The sequence below is a fragment of the Halopseudomonas phragmitis genome (assembly GCF_002056295.1).
GTDB classification, from domain to species: Bacteria; Pseudomonadota; Gammaproteobacteria; order Pseudomonadales; family Pseudomonadaceae; genus Halopseudomonas; species Halopseudomonas phragmitis.
This window is the reverse complement of sequence record NZ_CP020100.1, coordinates 2,425,617-2,440,675: the sequence shown is the minus strand read 5'-3', so window position 1 is coordinate 2,440,675 and position 15,059 is coordinate 2,425,617. Positions and strand designations below refer to the sequence as shown.

At 54.6% G+C, this 15,059-nt stretch carries 16 protein-coding genes; 1 reads left to right on the top strand and 15 read right to left on the bottom strand.

Annotated elements, in window-relative coordinates; genetic code table 11:
- Positions 1-16 precede the first annotated feature (16 nt).
- From pgi to cysC, 14 genes are all read right to left on the bottom strand, one after another.
- On the bottom strand, positions 17-1,657 hold the full coding sequence (gene pgi, locus BVH74_RS11265; protein ID WP_080050164.1) for a glucose-6-phosphate isomerase: 1,641 nt from the start codon (positions 1,655-1,657) through the stop codon (positions 17-19).
- The gene (locus BVH74_RS11260) at positions 1,657-2,952 is read right to left on the bottom strand and encodes a UDP-glucose dehydrogenase family protein (RefSeq protein ID WP_080050163.1); all 1,296 of its coding nucleotides are present in this window, start codon (positions 2,950-2,952) and stop codon (positions 1,657-1,659) included. The genes pgi and BVH74_RS11260 overlap by 1 nt, the downstream gene beginning before the upstream one ends.
- A gap of 7 nt (positions 2,953-2,959) precedes the next feature.
- Positions 2,960-3,253: a hypothetical protein gene (locus BVH74_RS11255; protein WP_080050162.1), complete on the bottom strand. Its 294-nt coding sequence runs from the start codon at positions 3,251-3,253 to the stop codon at positions 2,960-2,962.
- On the bottom strand, positions 3,246-3,680 hold the full coding sequence (locus BVH74_RS11250; protein ID WP_231705614.1) for a helix-turn-helix domain-containing protein: 435 nt from the start codon (positions 3,678-3,680) through the stop codon (positions 3,246-3,248). The genes BVH74_RS11255 and BVH74_RS11250 overlap by 8 nt, the downstream gene beginning before the upstream one ends.
- Positions 3,681-3,833: 153 nt before the next feature.
- Positions 3,834-4,712: a UTP--glucose-1-phosphate uridylyltransferase GalU gene (gene galU, locus BVH74_RS11245; protein ID WP_080050160.1), complete on the bottom strand. Its 879-nt coding sequence runs from the start codon at positions 4,710-4,712 to the stop codon at positions 3,834-3,836.
- 62 nt (positions 4,713-4,774) lie between these two features.
- Complete coding sequence (locus tag BVH74_RS11240; RefSeq protein ID WP_080050159.1) at positions 4,775-5,149, bottom strand: PIN domain-containing protein; 375 nt, start codon at positions 5,147-5,149, stop codon at positions 4,775-4,777.
- Entirely contained in the window at positions 5,146-5,352 is a 207-nt protein-coding gene (locus BVH74_RS11235; protein WP_080050158.1) for a type II toxin-antitoxin system VapB family antitoxin, read from the bottom strand. Before BVH74_RS11235 ends, BVH74_RS11240 begins: the two co-directional genes overlap by 4 nt.
- Positions 5,353-5,418: 66 nt before the next feature.
- Positions 5,419-5,733 carry a nucleotidyltransferase domain-containing protein gene (locus tag BVH74_RS11230; RefSeq protein ID WP_080050157.1) on the bottom strand — a complete coding sequence of 105 codons (315 nt, stop codon included), beginning with the start codon at positions 5,731-5,733 and terminating at the stop codon, positions 5,419-5,421.
- On the bottom strand, positions 5,720-6,142 hold the full coding sequence (locus BVH74_RS11225) for a nucleotidyltransferase substrate binding protein (protein ID WP_080050156.1): 423 nt from the start codon (positions 6,140-6,142) through the stop codon (positions 5,720-5,722). Before BVH74_RS11225 ends, BVH74_RS11230 begins: the two co-directional genes overlap by 14 nt.
- 81 nt (positions 6,143-6,223) lie before the next feature.
- Positions 6,224-8,206, bottom strand: a complete 1,983-nt coding sequence (locus BVH74_RS11220; RefSeq protein WP_080051705.1) for a polysaccharide biosynthesis protein — start codon at positions 8,204-8,206, stop codon at positions 6,224-6,226.
- Positions 8,207-8,330: 124 nt separating this feature from the next.
- Entirely contained in the window at positions 8,331-9,356 is a 1,026-nt protein-coding gene (locus BVH74_RS11215; RefSeq protein ID WP_080050155.1) for an MraY family glycosyltransferase, read from the bottom strand.
- The gene (locus BVH74_RS11210) at positions 9,353-10,309 is read right to left on the bottom strand and encodes a UDP-glucose 4-epimerase family protein (RefSeq protein WP_080050154.1); all 957 of its coding nucleotides are present in this window, start codon (positions 10,307-10,309) and stop codon (positions 9,353-9,355) included. Before BVH74_RS11210 ends, BVH74_RS11215 begins: the two co-directional genes overlap by 4 nt.
- 57 nt (positions 10,310-10,366) lie before the next feature.
- Positions 10,367-12,133, bottom strand: coding sequence for an SLC13 family permease (locus BVH74_RS11205; protein WP_080050153.1), 1,767 nt, complete (start codon positions 12,131-12,133; stop codon positions 10,367-10,369).
- 256 nt (positions 12,134-12,389) lie between these two features.
- Positions 12,390-12,998, bottom strand: coding sequence for an adenylyl-sulfate kinase (cysC, locus tag BVH74_RS11200; RefSeq protein ID WP_080050152.1), 609 nt, complete (start codon positions 12,996-12,998; stop codon positions 12,390-12,392).
- Between the two features lie 144 nt (positions 12,999-13,142).
- On the opposite strand from cysC, the gene BVH74_RS11195 reads away from it, so the two are divergent.
- Entirely contained in the window at positions 13,143-14,231 is a 1,089-nt protein-coding gene (locus BVH74_RS11195; protein WP_080050151.1) for a glycosyltransferase family 4 protein, read from the top strand.
- Between the two features lie 35 nt (positions 14,232-14,266).
- On the opposite strand, the gene BVH74_RS11190 is transcribed toward BVH74_RS11195, so the two are convergent.
- Complete coding sequence (locus BVH74_RS11190; protein ID WP_080050150.1) at positions 14,267-15,058, bottom strand: glycosyltransferase family 2 protein; 792 nt, start codon at positions 15,056-15,058, stop codon at positions 14,267-14,269.
- Between the last annotated feature and the right edge of the window lies 1 nt (position 15,059).

Sequence of the window (15,059 nt, the reverse complement as noted above, 5' to 3'; positions counted from 1 at the left end):
ATAAAGTCGGGCTGGTTTATTTATGATTGCCCTGAATAAACGCCAGCAACCCTTCGGTAGAAGCATCGCTGCGTTCGGTGACAGCTGCGCCGCGCAAACGCTCAAGAGTCTGCACGGCAATGCGCTTGCCCATTTCCACCCCCCACTGATCGAAGGGGTTGATATCCCACAGTACCGATTGCACAAACACTTTGTGCTCGTACAAGGCAATCAGCATACCAAGAGTGTACGGCGTTAGCTCATCCAGCAACAGGGTCGAACTGGGCTGGTTGCCGCGATAACGCTGATAGGCCGGCAACGCTTCCGGATCATCCAACGCCCCATCTCCCAACGCCAACAGGCGCGACTGGGCCAGACAATTGGCCAGCGCCAGTTCATGCTGGGCCAGAAGCTCACGCGCAGCCACGCTGTGGGCCTGCTCACGGTAACGCCGGGCCGGCATGATGAAATCGCAGGCCACCGCCTCGGTCCCCTGATGCAGCAACTGGTAAAACGCATGCTGGGCATTCGGGCCCACGTCGCCCCAGATAATCGGGCAAGTTGAATGCTCAACCGGCGTACCGTCGCGCCGCACGCTCTTGCCGTTGGACTCCATCTCCAACTGCTCCAGATACAGCGGCAACTGTTTGAGCCGGCCATCGTAGGGCAACACCGCCAGTGCGTTGATATCTAGCACATTGACGTTCCAGACCCCGATCAGCGCCATCAGCACCGGCACATTCTGCGCCCACTCGGCCTCACGGAAATGCTCATCCACCGCATGGGCGCCCGCCAGCAAGTCGCGAAAACCCTGCATGCCCACCGTCAAGGCAATCGGCAGACCAATCGCCGACCAGAACGAGTAACGCCCACCAACCCAGTCCCAGATCTGCAACTGATTGTCTGGCGCAATTCCCCATTCGGTCATCTTGCCAGCAGCCGAAGATACCCCAAGAAAATGACAATCCAACAACCCGGCACAATCGCCCAACGAGCGCTCCAGCCACTGCCTGGCCGTCGCAGCATTACTAAGCGTGTCCACCGTGGTAAAGGATTTGGACGAAATCACAAACAGCGTCGCGTGCGGGTCCAGGGTGCGCAGCAACTGGGCCAACTGACTGCCATCCATGGTCGATGCGAAATGCATGCGCAGCGGCGCAGCCGTATCAGCAGCAAAGTCTGCCAACGCCTCAGACACCATCAGCGGCCCCAGGTCAGAGCCACCCACACCGATATTGACCACATCGGTGATAACCTCACCGGTCGCTCCACGCCATTGCCCGGCATGAATCTTGGACACCAGCACGTCCATCCGCTCAAGCTGGGCCTGCACCAGCGCAGTGACATCCTTACCATCAACCAGACAGGTCTTGCCGGTAGGCAGGCGCAATGCCCAGTGCATGGCCGGGCGGCCCTCGGTATGGTTGACCGGCTCACCGGCAAACAGGCGATCGATCCAGCCGCGCAAATCATAGGCCTCAGCCAGCGCAAACAAGTGCTGCAAGGTGTCTTCATTCAAACGCTGCTTGGAAAAATCCAGCAGCAGCGGTCCCAAACGCCGGTGCAAACGCTTGAAGCGCTCCGGATCGGCGGCAAACAACCGGGCCAGGTGCTGACCCTGAATCTGCTGACGGTGCTGCTCAAGCGCCGCCCACTGGGTTTCATTCACTGCTGTCATCAACGCCGTCCAATGCCGTAATAGTCGAACCCATGCTCACGGACAAAATCCGGGTCCCAGATGTTGCGCCCATCCAGCAGCAATGGTGCTTTCATGCTATGGGCCAGACGCGGGAAATCCGGGCTCCAGTAAGCCTTCCATTCAGTCAGCAGCACCAGTGCATCGGCCTGTTCAGCAGCGCTGTAGGGGTCATCATGCAGAATCAGATCGGCACGCTCACCAGCCCAGCTATGCAACTCGGGCAAGGCTTGCGGGTCATGCACATGCACCTGCACACCCTGCGCCCAGAGCGCCTCAAGCATGCGCAGCGAGGGCGCGTTGTCGATCCGCCCGGTTTCCGGCTTGAATGCCACACCCCAGATCGCCACCCGACGGCCCTTGAGATGAGTGCCATAATGGCGCCACAGCTTGCGAAACAGCACCTCTTTCTGGCGCTCGTTGATCCGCAACACCTGATCGAGCAACTGGGCCTGCATACCGCTGACCTCAAGGGTCGAAGCCAGGCTCATCACATCGCGGGAAAATTTCAAACCACCAAAGCCACAGCCCGGATACAGATAGGCCTCGCCGATCCGCGAGTCCGCCCCCATACCCAAACGCACCCGTTCGATATCCACACCCAAGGTATCTGCCAGATTGGCCATATCGTTCATATAGCTCAAACGGGTCGCCAGCATGCCGCTGATCGCCAGCTTGGTGAACTCCGCCTCACGCGGGCGCATCACCTGCACCACATCGCGGCGGCGATTGAACGGCCGCAGCAGTTCCATCACCTGACGTCTGGCCCACTCTGAATCAGCGCCCAGCAGCCACTGCTCGGCCCGCAGAAAGCCCTGCAGCGCCGCACCTTCGGTCAGCAGGTCCGGCAAGCTGATCACTTCATGGTGCGCACCAGCAGCAAACTGGTACTGATCAAGGGTAGCCTGCAAAGTCTCGGTCGAGCCGACCGGAAAGGTCGACTGATTAACTACCAGCCAGTCGCCCTGCACCTGCGCGGCCAAACGCTGCAACAAGGCATGGGCCTGTTCAACCCGATTGGGCGCTTTGGCCAACCACAGCACCTGCCCCACCGCTGCCGGCAACTGTTGCGCATCGCCTAGCCGCAAGCGCCCAGACGCAATCTGATCAGCCATCAGCTCCATCAGCCCCGGCTCACGCCAAGGCAAATGCCCAGCCTGCAACGCCGCCAACTGCTGGGCATCGCTCACGAACAGCGTCACCGCATGCCCGCTCGAAGCCAGCGCCGCAGCCGCCACATGGGCGCACAGAGTGTCGCCGTATACGTCGATATGCATAAAAACTCTACTGGTCAGCAGCCTGTGGCAGAGTTAGCAACAGCCTCTGCACAGCTTTGATATTCTTCCATAACACGGCCTTCGGCATGGTCATCGCCATTGTCTCCATACAACGATCCAGCCACCCCTGACGGCTCTGCAACTCTTCCAAAGCCCTCATCAGGTCTCTGACAATCGCTGAACCGTATGCTGTCTCGGCCTTGGCAATTGCTTCCCGGAGCAACTGCAGCCCTGGTTTCATCATAGCCAGATCAATGAGATCACGATTGAAAACCCGCTGGTGATGGACACGCTCAAACACCTTTTTCTCCACTGGAGAGGCCTGCACGCAGCGCTTCAACCAATTCAGTCTCTGATTCCGACATACCCATGGACTCAGCATGACGCCAGTTGCTTTGATAGATACTCCAGGCTTCCACAGGGCTCAGTTCATCCACATGAACGTGCCACGCCAGGCGCTTGAGCACTGGGTAATCTGCCAACCTGATGCGCACAGGAATCCAGCTTTTAGCGTCGGGAGAGTTATCGCCTGCTTCCGGCTGATCATGTTCCTTCAGGCTCACGCTCATGCCCAGAGCATCCAGGGCATTCAGATAAGCCCCGAGGGTTACAGACAACTCACCCTTTTCAATCCGGTACAGCGTAATACGCGACATACCTGCCGCCTCAGCTACCACCGTGGCACTGACTCCCAACTCTTTTCGCCGGGCACGAATCTGCGCTCCCATCTGCAAAGCATGGGCTGCGATTTTTGGTGGAGTACTCGGCGGCTTGGAAGGCATTTCGAAGAAGTATCAACGGGCCGGTTTGTTTCTCATTGTATATCACAACCAAGAATAGTCAAAAATGAGAAACAAACCAGCGCAATAATAGCTACAGCACTAAACTTGATACTGGCGAATCAACGCCTTGAACGCCTCACCCAGTTGCGCGTGGGCCGTGCCGTAGGCCAGCGTGGCCTCCAGGTAGCCGAGCTTGCTGCCGCAATCAAAGGAGCGGGCCTGAAGCTGATAGGCTTCAACCGTCTGTTCGGCCAGCAGTGCTTCGATGGCATCGGTCAACTGAATCTCGCCACCAGCCCCTGGCTGGGTCTGATCAAGCAGGTCGAAGATACGCGCCGGCAATACATAGCGCCCGACCACCGCCAGGTTGGACGGAGCCTGATCACGCGGCGGCTTTTCCACCACCCGCTGCATCGCCGCCATACCGCCCGGCTGAATCGGCTGACCGCCAAGGTCAACCACCCCGTACTGGTGCACCTGCTCCATTGGCACCGGCTCAACCATGATCTGGGCATGCCCGGTCTGGTTGAAGCGTTCGGTCATTTGCGCCAGGTCTGGAGTACTGCCCTGCTTCACCAACACATCCGGCAGCAACACCGCAAAGGGCGCATCACCCACCACCGGGCGGGCGCAGGCAACCGCATGGCCCAGCCCCAGGGCACGGCCCTGACGTACGGCCGACACCTTGAGCTGTGGCGGCGCAATGCTGCGCAATACCTCCAGCAGCTCATGCTTGCCACGACGCTCCAGCTCGGCTTCCAGCTCGTAATTAATATCGAAGTGATCCTCGATCGCCTTCTTGCTGGCATGGGTCACCAACACGATCTCGGTAATCCCTGCCGCCAGCGCCTCTTCCACCACATACTGGATCACTGGCTTGTCGACCACCGTGACCATCTCTTTGGGGATGGCCTTGCTAGCCGGCAAAAAACGAGTACCCAGCCCGGCAACGGGCAACACCGCCTTGGAAACTTTCACAGAAACTCAAACTCCTAACCAGACTCAGTTGAGTCTTTCCAGTCTTCAACTATTTCAGCCGCCTAATACCCAGCGGGGAAGCCAACCTCAAAGCGGGCCGCCAGTTTTGCCAACCTCTTGTCGAGAGTCCATAAACGGCAAGCAGGCGTAATCAATGCGGAAGCCAGCAGCGATATGTCCACCCAACCACAGCCCAGACCAAACAGTTGCTCCCTGTCGATCAAAGCCATGACCTCGTCATTTGTCGCCGTAACTGCAGGCTCCAGCTGAGAGAGTGCGGTAAAAGTTTGCTGGCGCGATGGTGGCGTTCCACAAGCCAACTCACCAATTACCATCGAATGTGTCAGCACCCGATCCTGCAGCAACAGACTAACCAAGCTCTCGTTAGCCCTCTTGAAATGCGACACCCAGACGGAGGTATCAACCAGAACATTCACTCACTGTCACCCGCCGCTCGCCTACGCGGTATCGTCTTCATCTCTGGGGCTGTACCACCAAGAGCGGCCAAGCGCTTAGCCGCCTGAACACGCACAAAAGTACGCATGGCCTCACGGACCAGGTCGACGTTACTCACGTCCGGTCCCGCGAACGCCAAAGCCTGCTGATATAGCTCATCATCAATGGACACTGTTGTACGCATCGGCATTCTCCAATCATCAATACCATCACCAGCTTGCATCACAATTGATGATCAAGCAACCCTGCTTTAAGGGTACACCGTTACCCCAACCCGTTGGATATGTGCCAGAAAATCAGGATTTTCGATATGGTGCATCAAGACCAGATCAAGACTATAGGGCGCCACCAATTCATCCAACGTAGCCGCCAATTTCAGGTAATCAGCAAACGCCAGAGAAGGCGCATCCAGGCACAAATCAATATCCGAATTCGGGCGGTGAGTGCCCAAAGCACGGGAACCAAACAGCACCGCCCGGCGCACAGCCGGACAAGACGCCAGCACATCCCGTACAGGCCCCAGCAGATTTGCTGGTAAAGATGAAACCGAATCAGCCGTTGTCACGCTGCTTCACCAAAGTAACCAGCAGCGCTTGCAGCAACGGGTGGTAGGTATTGAGAATTTCACCCGCGATCAAGCGAGCGGTTTCGCGATTGTAGGTATGGGAAGTCAACGTCCGGCTCTTGATCATGGCCATCCACGACGGCCCCTCAGCAATCAATCCTCGCTCGAATGCCAACCGGATAGCATCGCGGCTCCCTTGAATCCCGCCCTCACCCTGATACAGATAAAAATCCTTGATCGTATTCCAGGCCAACTCATAGGTATATTCGAACGCCTGAATCAAGCCCAGCTCTTCCAGCTTGGAAAGGCTGCGCTCATTATTCAACGCCACAGCCTCATCCAATTCATTGAAGGCCGCCTGAAAGTTCTGCAACCGCTGGTGCCAGCGAATATCCTGTGCCTGACTCATTGCTTTCAACCTAATTCCCGACTCTCCACAATCATAACAGAGCGAATCACAGCGCCAACTTCCAGGTACCGAACCCGCCCCCTACACCTCACGCTTCTTGTGCAGGTGAATCCAGTCAACGATTTCACCCTCGGGCCGGTAGCCGTCCACCAGTTCACGCAGCAGTTGGCGCACGGCGGTAAAATCCTCCCGCTCCACGGCGTTCATCAACCGGCCCAGTCCGGCCTGCAGCTCAGCCCAGCTCAGACAATCCTCGTTGGCGCGCATGATCATCGGGTGCTCGGTCATCGTTACATTGTCGCCAATCAGCAGCTCTTCATAGAGCTTTTCACCCGGGCGCAGGCCAGTGAACTCAATGGCGATATCGCCTTTGGGCGTTTTGCGATTACGTACAGACAAGCCCGACAGATGAATCATCTTCTCGGCCAGGTCGAGAATCTTTACCGGCTGGCCCATATCCAGCACAAACACATCCCCGCCCTGGCCCATGGAACCGGCCTGAATCACCAACTGCGCCGCCTCGGGAATGGTCATGAAATAGCGGGTAATCTTCGGATGGGTCACCGTCACCGGCCCGCCCTGGCGAATCTGCTCGCGAAAACGCGGAATCACCGACCCGGAAGAGCCCAGCACATTGCCAAAACGCACCATGGTGAAACGGGTACGGTTGACCTGATGTGCGCCAGAGGTATCGCCCATCAGTACCGGGCCCGGCTCCTGGCTGAGTGCCTGCAACACCATCTCGGCCAAACGCTTGGTGCTACCCATTACATTGGTTGGCCGCACCGCCTTGTCGGTGGAAATCAGCACAAAGTTCTGCACCCCGGTGCGAATCGCCGCCTGCGCGGTATTGAGAGTACCCATCACATTGTTGAGCACCCCTTCGGCAATATTGTGCTCCACCAATGGCACATGCTTGTAAGCAGCCGCGTGGTAGACGGTATTGACCCTCCAGGTCCGCATGACCTCAGCCAGACGGCTAGCATTGCGAATCGAACCCAGGACCGGAATCAGCTCAACAGGCCAGGACTCACGCTCGATCCGGCCCAGCAACTCGCTGTGAATGCTGTAAAGATTGTATTCACTATGCTCAAACAGAATCAGCGTACGCGGCTTCAACTCAATGATTTGCCGGCACAGCTCAGCCCCAATCGATCCACCCGCCCCAGTAACCATGACCGATTGTTCAGTCACACACAGCTCACTCAGAGCACCAATTGGCGGTACCGGGTCGCGCCCAAGCAAATCGGAGATGTCCACTTCCTGCAGATCATCAACCTGAACCTTACCACTGGCCAGATCCGTCACGCTGGGCACTGAGCGCACCTGTACGGGGAAAGACTCCAGACTGTCGAGAATCTCCCGACGACGCGCCCGACTTTCGGACGGTATCGCCAAAAGAACCTCCTCTACCCCCGTTTCATCGATCATCTGCCTGATACGATTAGGCGAATACACCTTGATGCCGGCAATCACCCGATTGGCAATGGTTTCATCGTCATCCACAAAGGCAACCGGCAACATCGACTTGCCCATCCGCAGAGCCGCCGCCAGTTGATTACCTGCAGTACCTGCCCCGTAGATAGCCACTTTGGGCAAGCTCTCATCACGCTTGCTGAACGGCAACCCGCCCAGGCTATACCAGTCACCAAGAAAGTACTGGCGCATCACCAGGCGCAAGCCGCCAAGCATGACCAAGCTAATCCACCAGTAATTGATCACCAATGAACGGGGAATAACTACCGGAGAATCGCGATACCAGTAAATGGCCAGTGCCAGCAGCAGCGTAGACAGACTCACCGCCTTGAGCATGGTCAACAGAGCCTGGTTGCCCATGTAACGCAACACGGCACGGTACATACCCATGCGAATGAATATGGGGATAGAAAGCACGGGCGCTGCAACGAACAACCACAGGTGTCCACCCAGAGGATGCACCAGCTCATCGGTACCCAGCCGCACAACAAAAGCCAGCCACAGCGCCAGCCAGATCAGCACCGTATCAGCCGCTATCTGCAACAACCGCTTATAACGGCGGCGCAAGCCCAGTAATTTTTCACGGATCGTCAATTCACAGTCCTCTGTTTCAGGCAGAACCTCAAGCCCAGAGGCGGCTTATCCGCACTTAACTATCACCTTAGCTCAGGCATCGCGGCGAGGTTTTATTTATTCACGTTCTCTAAGACAGTTAGACAGAGCGTTCGGTTTCCGCATAACCCGCTTTAAATCGTAGCGCCAGCCAAAACAGTGGGATGTAGGCACATGCCAGAGCAATCACACCATCAACCCACTGCAACGCCGCAACCAGTGCCCAAGGCATCAACCACAGCACATTGATGGCCAGTACAGTCAGGGTCACAGCCCGATGGCTGGCATATTTACGAGCGGCAAACTGATAGGCATGGCTACGATGCGCCTCAAAAACCCTTTCACGCCGAAGCAGACGATGCAGCAGAGTCCAGGTCGCGTCGACGACAAACACCCCGAGCATGATCAGCCAACTCCAAAGCAGCACCGGGTCGACCCAAGCTGCATGCAGCGCCAACCCACCCAGCATCAGCCCCAGAAAGCCGCTACCGGCATCACCCATGAAGATTTTTGCCGGCGGGAAATTCCAGAACAAAAAACCGCCCACCGCTGCTGCCAGCAGCGTAGGGGCCAGAGCAAGCACCGGCTGGTCGAGTAGAAAATAAATCGCCGCCCCGCCCATACACACGGTCAACGCCTCGACACTGGCGATACCATCAATGCCATCCATAAAATTGTACAGATTCAGCAGCCACACCAGAAACAGCGCGGCCAGCGCATAACCCAGCCACCCCAGTTCAAGCACATGCCCCAGCAACATCAACGGCGGCAGCTCCGGCAACCAGTACAGCAGCCAGCATGCCCCCAGAAAGTGCGCCAGCAGTCTCCAACGCGCAGCAATGTGGCGGTGATCATCCACAAAACCAACAATCGCAACCCAGGCGCCTGCCCCCCAGAGCGCAATGACCATAGCCCCAGCCATAACGCCAAGCCACTCCATCAACGGTAAAACAAGCAAAAAGCTGACCACGATTGCCACACCGCCTCCGCGAGGGGTGGGTATCTGATGTGAACTGCGAGCATTGGGCACATCCACCAGACTGCGGACCAATGCATAACGTCGCAAACGAGCGGTAAGCCAGCCAGCCAACGCAATAACCATCACCAGCAAGACCAGCAGACTCATTTTTTCATATTATCCAGATAGCTCTGAGCGACCACGGCCAATGCATCATCCACCGGCACAGGAGGCTCCCAGTTCAGCAATTCGCAGGTTTTTCTCATATCGACCTGGAGTGAACCACAAAGACGTGATGCCACATCCTGCTTGCCCAACAATGTAGCCACCCAATGCAGCAACCTGGAAGGTACAGGTAGCAGCCGAGCGGGTTTACCTAACGCGCTACCCAAACGCCGAAGCAGGTCTGTTGTCGACAAATCCTCGCCATCACTGACCAGAAAAACCTGATTGGCCGCCGCCGGATGATCAACACAGGTCACCAAAAGGTCAACCAGGTTATCCCGCGCCACCAGGCTACGCAGATTATTCGTAGCACCCAACGGCAAAGGTATTCCTCGGTTTAACCAGTTCAGCATCCGTTCAAAATTGGCCTTCACCCCAGGCCCGTAAACCAACGGCGGGCGCACAATTACAATCTCCAGCCCAGTTTCACGCCCCAGAGCCAGCAACCCCTGCTCAGCCTCCCACTTGGACTGAGCGTAGGGATCACATGGGTTGGGCTTATCCTGCGCAGTGAATGGCTGCCCTGGCGGGGAGTATTCACCGTTAACCTTGATCGAACTGACAAACACAAAGCGCCTGACCCCAGCACTGGCCGCCTGCCGTGCAAGCGCCAGAGTCGCTTCAACGTTGACAGCGCGAAACGCCTGCAAAGAATCGGAGACAGACTCGTGCATCACATGCACACGGGCAGCACAGTGCACAACAACGTCCACGTCCTGCACAGCCGCTGACCAGTCAACAGGAGTGGCCAGATCTGGAATCGGAAAATATTCTGCCTCTAGCGAAAGGCCCAGGGGTTGCCGAGCAGCACAGGCAAGCCTTGAGCCATCAGCCCACAGTTCTTTGGCTAGTGCGCTCCCAACTAGGCCGTTACCGCCTGTTAGCAAAATCTTCATCGTTTATCCAGTCGACTGACAAATTCTGGCAACTAAAAAGCCAAGACCAAGACCACATTAGAAATTCCATACCAAAGGTATTAATGCGACCGCCGTTGTGCCTACCAGCACACTCAGCGGAATTCCTATCTTTAGATAGTCGGAGAACCGATAACGACCAGGCCCATATACCATCAGATTGGTCTGATACCCGAGCGGAGTGATAAAACTGGCTGACGCTGCGAACATCACCGCGATCACGAACGGTAAATGGTTCACGCCCAGTTGCTCAGCCAAAGCCAAGGCAATTGGGAACATCAATACCGCTGCCGCATTGTTGGTAATCAGCTCCGTGAATGCGACTGTCAGCAAATACACCAATGCCAAAGCTAGCCAAGGCGACATGCTCTCACTGATCAACATCAAACCGGCAATGCTTTCGGCAGCGCCTGTAACCCTCATTGCATTGCCCAACGCAAAGGATGCAGCAATAACAATGAGAACCGGCAGATCTATATAGCGCCGAGCCTTACTGGCTGTAATACAGCGAGTAGCAATCATTGCCCCGGCAGCCAGGAAGGCAGCCTCCATTATTGACAGCAGACCGAATGCCGAAACCACAACCATTGCCAGCAAGATGCCCAAAGCCAAGGGCGCCTTACGAAAGTCCGGAGGCGTAGAGTCATTCAACGCACTGACTAGCAGAAAGTCGCGGCGGAAACGGTACTGCTCAACAAACTGGTGACTTGCTTCAAGCAAAAGCGTATCCCCCATCCGCAAGCGAATATCACCCAGCTTGCCCGGAATACGGTTGCCCTCACGAGAAACAGACAGGATGACCGCATTAAACCGAGTACGAAACATCGACTCCCGCACCGTTTTACCCAAAGCAGGAAACTCAGCACTCAAGACCACCTCAACGATACAACGTTGATGGTTCTCTACATCGAGCTTGTGAATACTACCATTAGCCGGTTTCAGTCCCTGAATACGACGCAGCTCACTCGCACATTCCGGAGCACCAATAAAATACAGTTTGTCACCTGATTGGAGCATGCGATCTGGCTCCACTACAGTAATCAAGCGACCCAGACGGTCAATCTCCGCAAGGTAGCCATATGACAGGCTACGCAACCCGGCCTGAGCAATGGTCTTGCCCACCAGCGGCCCTGGGCTTTCCACCTCGACCTCAACCCCATACTCACGCACCAACTCCAACTGTTCGGCGACCCCGCCCCGGCTCGGCAGCAACTTGTCTGCAAACAGCACCATAAAGCCACCCCCAACCAACAACAGAGGTATGCCTACCCAAGCCAGCTCAAACAACCCCAGATGCGTCCCCGTCTCACTACGCAACAACCCGTCAACCACCAAATTGGTACTGGTGCCAATCAGCGTGCAGGTGCCCCCAAGAATAGTGGCGTAGCTAAGCGGTAAAAGCAGTTTGGAAGCCGAAATCTGCAAGCGTTGAGACCACGCCTGAATCGCTGGAATGAACATAGCTACTACCGTGGTGTTGTTCATGAATGCGCTGAGCACGCTGGTTGGCAACAGTATACGGACTTGAGCACCCCGAATTGAATGGGGCTGCCCGAGCAAGCGCGAAGCAACCCACTGCACGGCGCCAGTCTCCTTCAAACCAGCCGCAACGACATAAAGCGTAGCAATGGTTATTACTCCTGTATTGGCAAACCCCGCCAAAGCCTGAGGAGGAGTGAGAATCCCGCTGACAACCAGAAAAGCCAAAGCTGCCATCAAGATCAAATCAGCGGGTAGGCGGGTAACTGCCAGTGACAACAACACACCGGCAAGCACCACCAAGGTTAAAATGGCATCCAGTTCCACGTAGTGTTCATCCCCTAGCGGCAATCATTCGATGGGCTTGCAGCCCTAATTAAGGATACTTAAGGAGCCAACACAATACGCTTTAATGCTACTCAGGGACCACTGGCAAGCACTGTCGCTGCATGGCCCAGATAAAGCCAGCTAACTGATCACACGGTAATGTATTGATACCGGCTGCAGCCTTGCGCCCTCAGCCAAATGGGGACTTACACGCCAACTCATCGGCGTCGCTGTTGAATACACACAGGCCTGCATCTCAAGCCTCCTTAAGTATGCCCCGCGCCTTCAGAAACGCCACAATCTGCTCAACCGACCGGTCAAGCGTCTGCACCGAAGTATCGACTACCAGCTCTGGATTGGCTGGCGCTTCATATTCCGAGTCGATACCCGTGAAATTGCGTATTTCACCGGCCCGTGCCTTTTTATACAGCCCCTTGGGATCACGTTGCTCACAGGTACTCAAGGGGGTGGCTACATAAATCTCTATAAATTCATCAGGTCCCACCAACTCGCGAACCAGACGGCGCTCAGTTTGAAACGGCGAAATAAACGCCGCCAATACCAACAGCCCTGCATCAACAAAGAGCGCTGCCAGCTCACCAATACGGCGAATATTCTCTTGCCTGTCTGCATCGGAAAAACCCAAATCTTTGTTCAGGCCATGACGGACATTATCGCCATCGAGCAAATAGGTATGGTGGTTGAGTTCAAACAGCTTCTGCTCTAGAGCGTTGGCAAGGGTCGTCTTACCAGCCCCACTCAAACCAGTAAACCAAAGGATACACGGCTGCTGGTGTTTTTGCTTAGACCGCTCAGTCTTATTGACTTTGCTGGCCTGCCAGGTAATGTTGGTGTTCTTATTCATGCAACCCACTTCAAATAAATTTTACGAACGAGCTTACCATTAACCAGAAAACTTTACGCCAGTCATTATTGCACAAACCCTTTACTCGAAAATCACAAAGCAACTAAAATCTAGCACAAGACAATCTCAATAGTGGACACTCGCATGATTAAAATTGGTGTGGACTGCAGGCCGTTAGCCCGACCGTTATCCGGTATCAGGCGTTACACCAGCGAGCTCCTGAATCGGTTGATGCAAGCACAGGAGGTACATTGGGTTCTATATTCCGACCGCCCTATCTTGGTTGATATTCCTCTCCGCCCCAACGTCACCACAAGATTCGGAAAATCCCAGAACAGTTTGACCGAAATGATCTGGTATCATTTTAAACTTCCAGCCCTACTAAGAAAGGATTCAATAGACGTATTCTGGTCGCCCAGACATCATCTCCCATTATACCTCCCCAGCACACTGAATACGGTGCTGACAATCCATGACATGACGTGGAAGCGATTCCCCGAAAGCATGCGTTTCTTACAGTACTGGTCCGAGCGCTTACAAATGCCTTACTCTATAAAACGCGCAAACAAAATAATTACAATCTCAGATGCAAGCCGCAGTGAAATTATCCATTTCTATCCACGCACTGAGGCCAAAATAAATGTCATACCCTGTGGTGCCAGCCGATTCGACACCCTATCCCCACTGGAGAACCTTCCTGATCAATACCTGCTATTTGTTGGCACCCCTGAACCAAGAAAAAACTTGCTTAGGTTACTAGAGGCATACTCTTGCTTACCTAGCAAAATAAAAGACAATTACCCACTGGTTCTGGCTGGCGGTCACGGCTGGAAACTATCACTCGAAGAAATGATAATGCGCGCTGGCTTAACTGATCACACAACTGTACTGGGCGCCATCAGCAATGAAAACCTCGGCTATGTTTACTCCAAGGCAAAACTACTGTTAATGCCGTCTTTGTATGAAGGCTTTGGCCTACCTATTCTTGAAGCATTTCAATTTGGAATACCAGCACTCACATCCAACGTCAGCTCAATGCCCGAAGTGGCTGGAGCTGGCGGACTTTTGGTTGACCCTCATGATACCGCCAGTATCAGCCAAGCAATAGCTAAGCTGCTAACAGACACCACTGCATATAAAAAGCATGCAGAGTCCACTACAGAGCAATTAAAAAAATTCAGCTGGGAGAAGGCTTGCTCAAAAACCATGCAGACACTTCTACAAAAACAATAAACAAGAATAATACAACATAAATCAAGCATAAAAAGCTATCTAACAAGCTTGTCGCGCAGCAGCTTCAGAGGATACATCCATCTTTGTAACATCAGCCTCTTGAGGGAGCTAAAGAAGAAGCAATAAAAGTGCGCCTCCAGCTTACTACATACCTTATTCTTTATTAATGAATCTCGATACTGTTTCAAGCTTATACGGTATTCCCGATCACTAACCCCGCGCAACGACATATTCGCCAGCACTGAAGGGACCTGCACAAACCTCTCCCCCATAGCCATCGCCCGATGACACCACTCCGAATCCATCGCATGCGTAAAAGCCGGATCGTACAGACCTATCCGCAAATAGCTGCTTCGCCTCACAAACATTGCAGGATGAAAGAGCCACATTCGGTATTTCATAGCATTCAAACGGGGCGAACGCGTGTAGGCATAACCGCTCACCGGGTCAACGTATCGGACAGCACCATAAAAAATGTCTGCTTGTGGCTGTTCTTTGTGCGCGACTAAAAACCGCCTCAATGTGTTAGGTAGCCAGTAGTCATCGCTATTTAATATAGCAATGTATTCACCTTTTGCACGCGCAATGCCCCGATTGAATGCATCAGCAATCCCTTGATCCTTTCCGGTCTCCCAGTAGGCAATATTTTTATCACGGCAAATAATTTCATCGACAGTTCCATCTACAGATCCACCGTCGATTACAATAACTTCCAATAGCTGATTTTCTATCCCCAGTGAGTTAAGAGCATGTACCAAGCCATCCCGATTATTTAACACCGGCACAATCACACTAACAACAGGCTGACGTTCAGGATTTGGTTTCACA

Bases quoted from the DNA above. Each gene is read 5' to 3' on its own strand.
- cysC (WP_080050152.1), bottom strand. From the start codon at position 12,998: ATGAATAAGAACACCAACATTACCTGGCAGGCCAGCAAAGTCAATAAG.
- BVH74_RS11195 (WP_080050151.1), top strand. From the start codon at position 13,143: ATGATTAAAATTGGTGTGGACTGCAGGCCGTTAGCCCGACCGTTATCC.
- BVH74_RS11215 (WP_080050155.1), bottom strand. From the start codon at position 9,356: ATGAGTCTGCTGGTCTTGCTGGTGATGGTTATTGCGTTGGCTGGCTGG.
- BVH74_RS11210 (WP_080050154.1), bottom strand. From the start codon at position 10,309: ATGAAGATTTTGCTAACAGGCGGTAACGGCCTAGTTGGGAGCGCACTA.
- pgi (WP_080050164.1), bottom strand. From the start codon at position 1,657: ATGACAGCAGTGAATGAAACCCAGTGGGCGGCGCTTGAGCAGCACCGT.
- BVH74_RS11225 (WP_080050156.1), bottom strand. From the start codon at position 6,142: ATGAGTCAGGCACAGGATATTCGCTGGCACCAGCGGTTGCAGAACTTT.
- BVH74_RS11260 (WP_080050163.1), bottom strand. From the start codon at position 2,952: ATGCATATCGACGTATACGGCGACACTCTGTGCGCCCATGTGGCGGCT.
- BVH74_RS11250 (WP_231705614.1), bottom strand. From the start codon at position 3,680: ATGGGAGCGCAGATTCGTGCCCGGCGAAAAGAGTTGGGAGTCAGTGCC.
- BVH74_RS11235 (WP_080050158.1), bottom strand. From the start codon at position 5,352: ATGCGTACAACAGTGTCCATTGATGATGAGCTATATCAGCAGGCTTTG.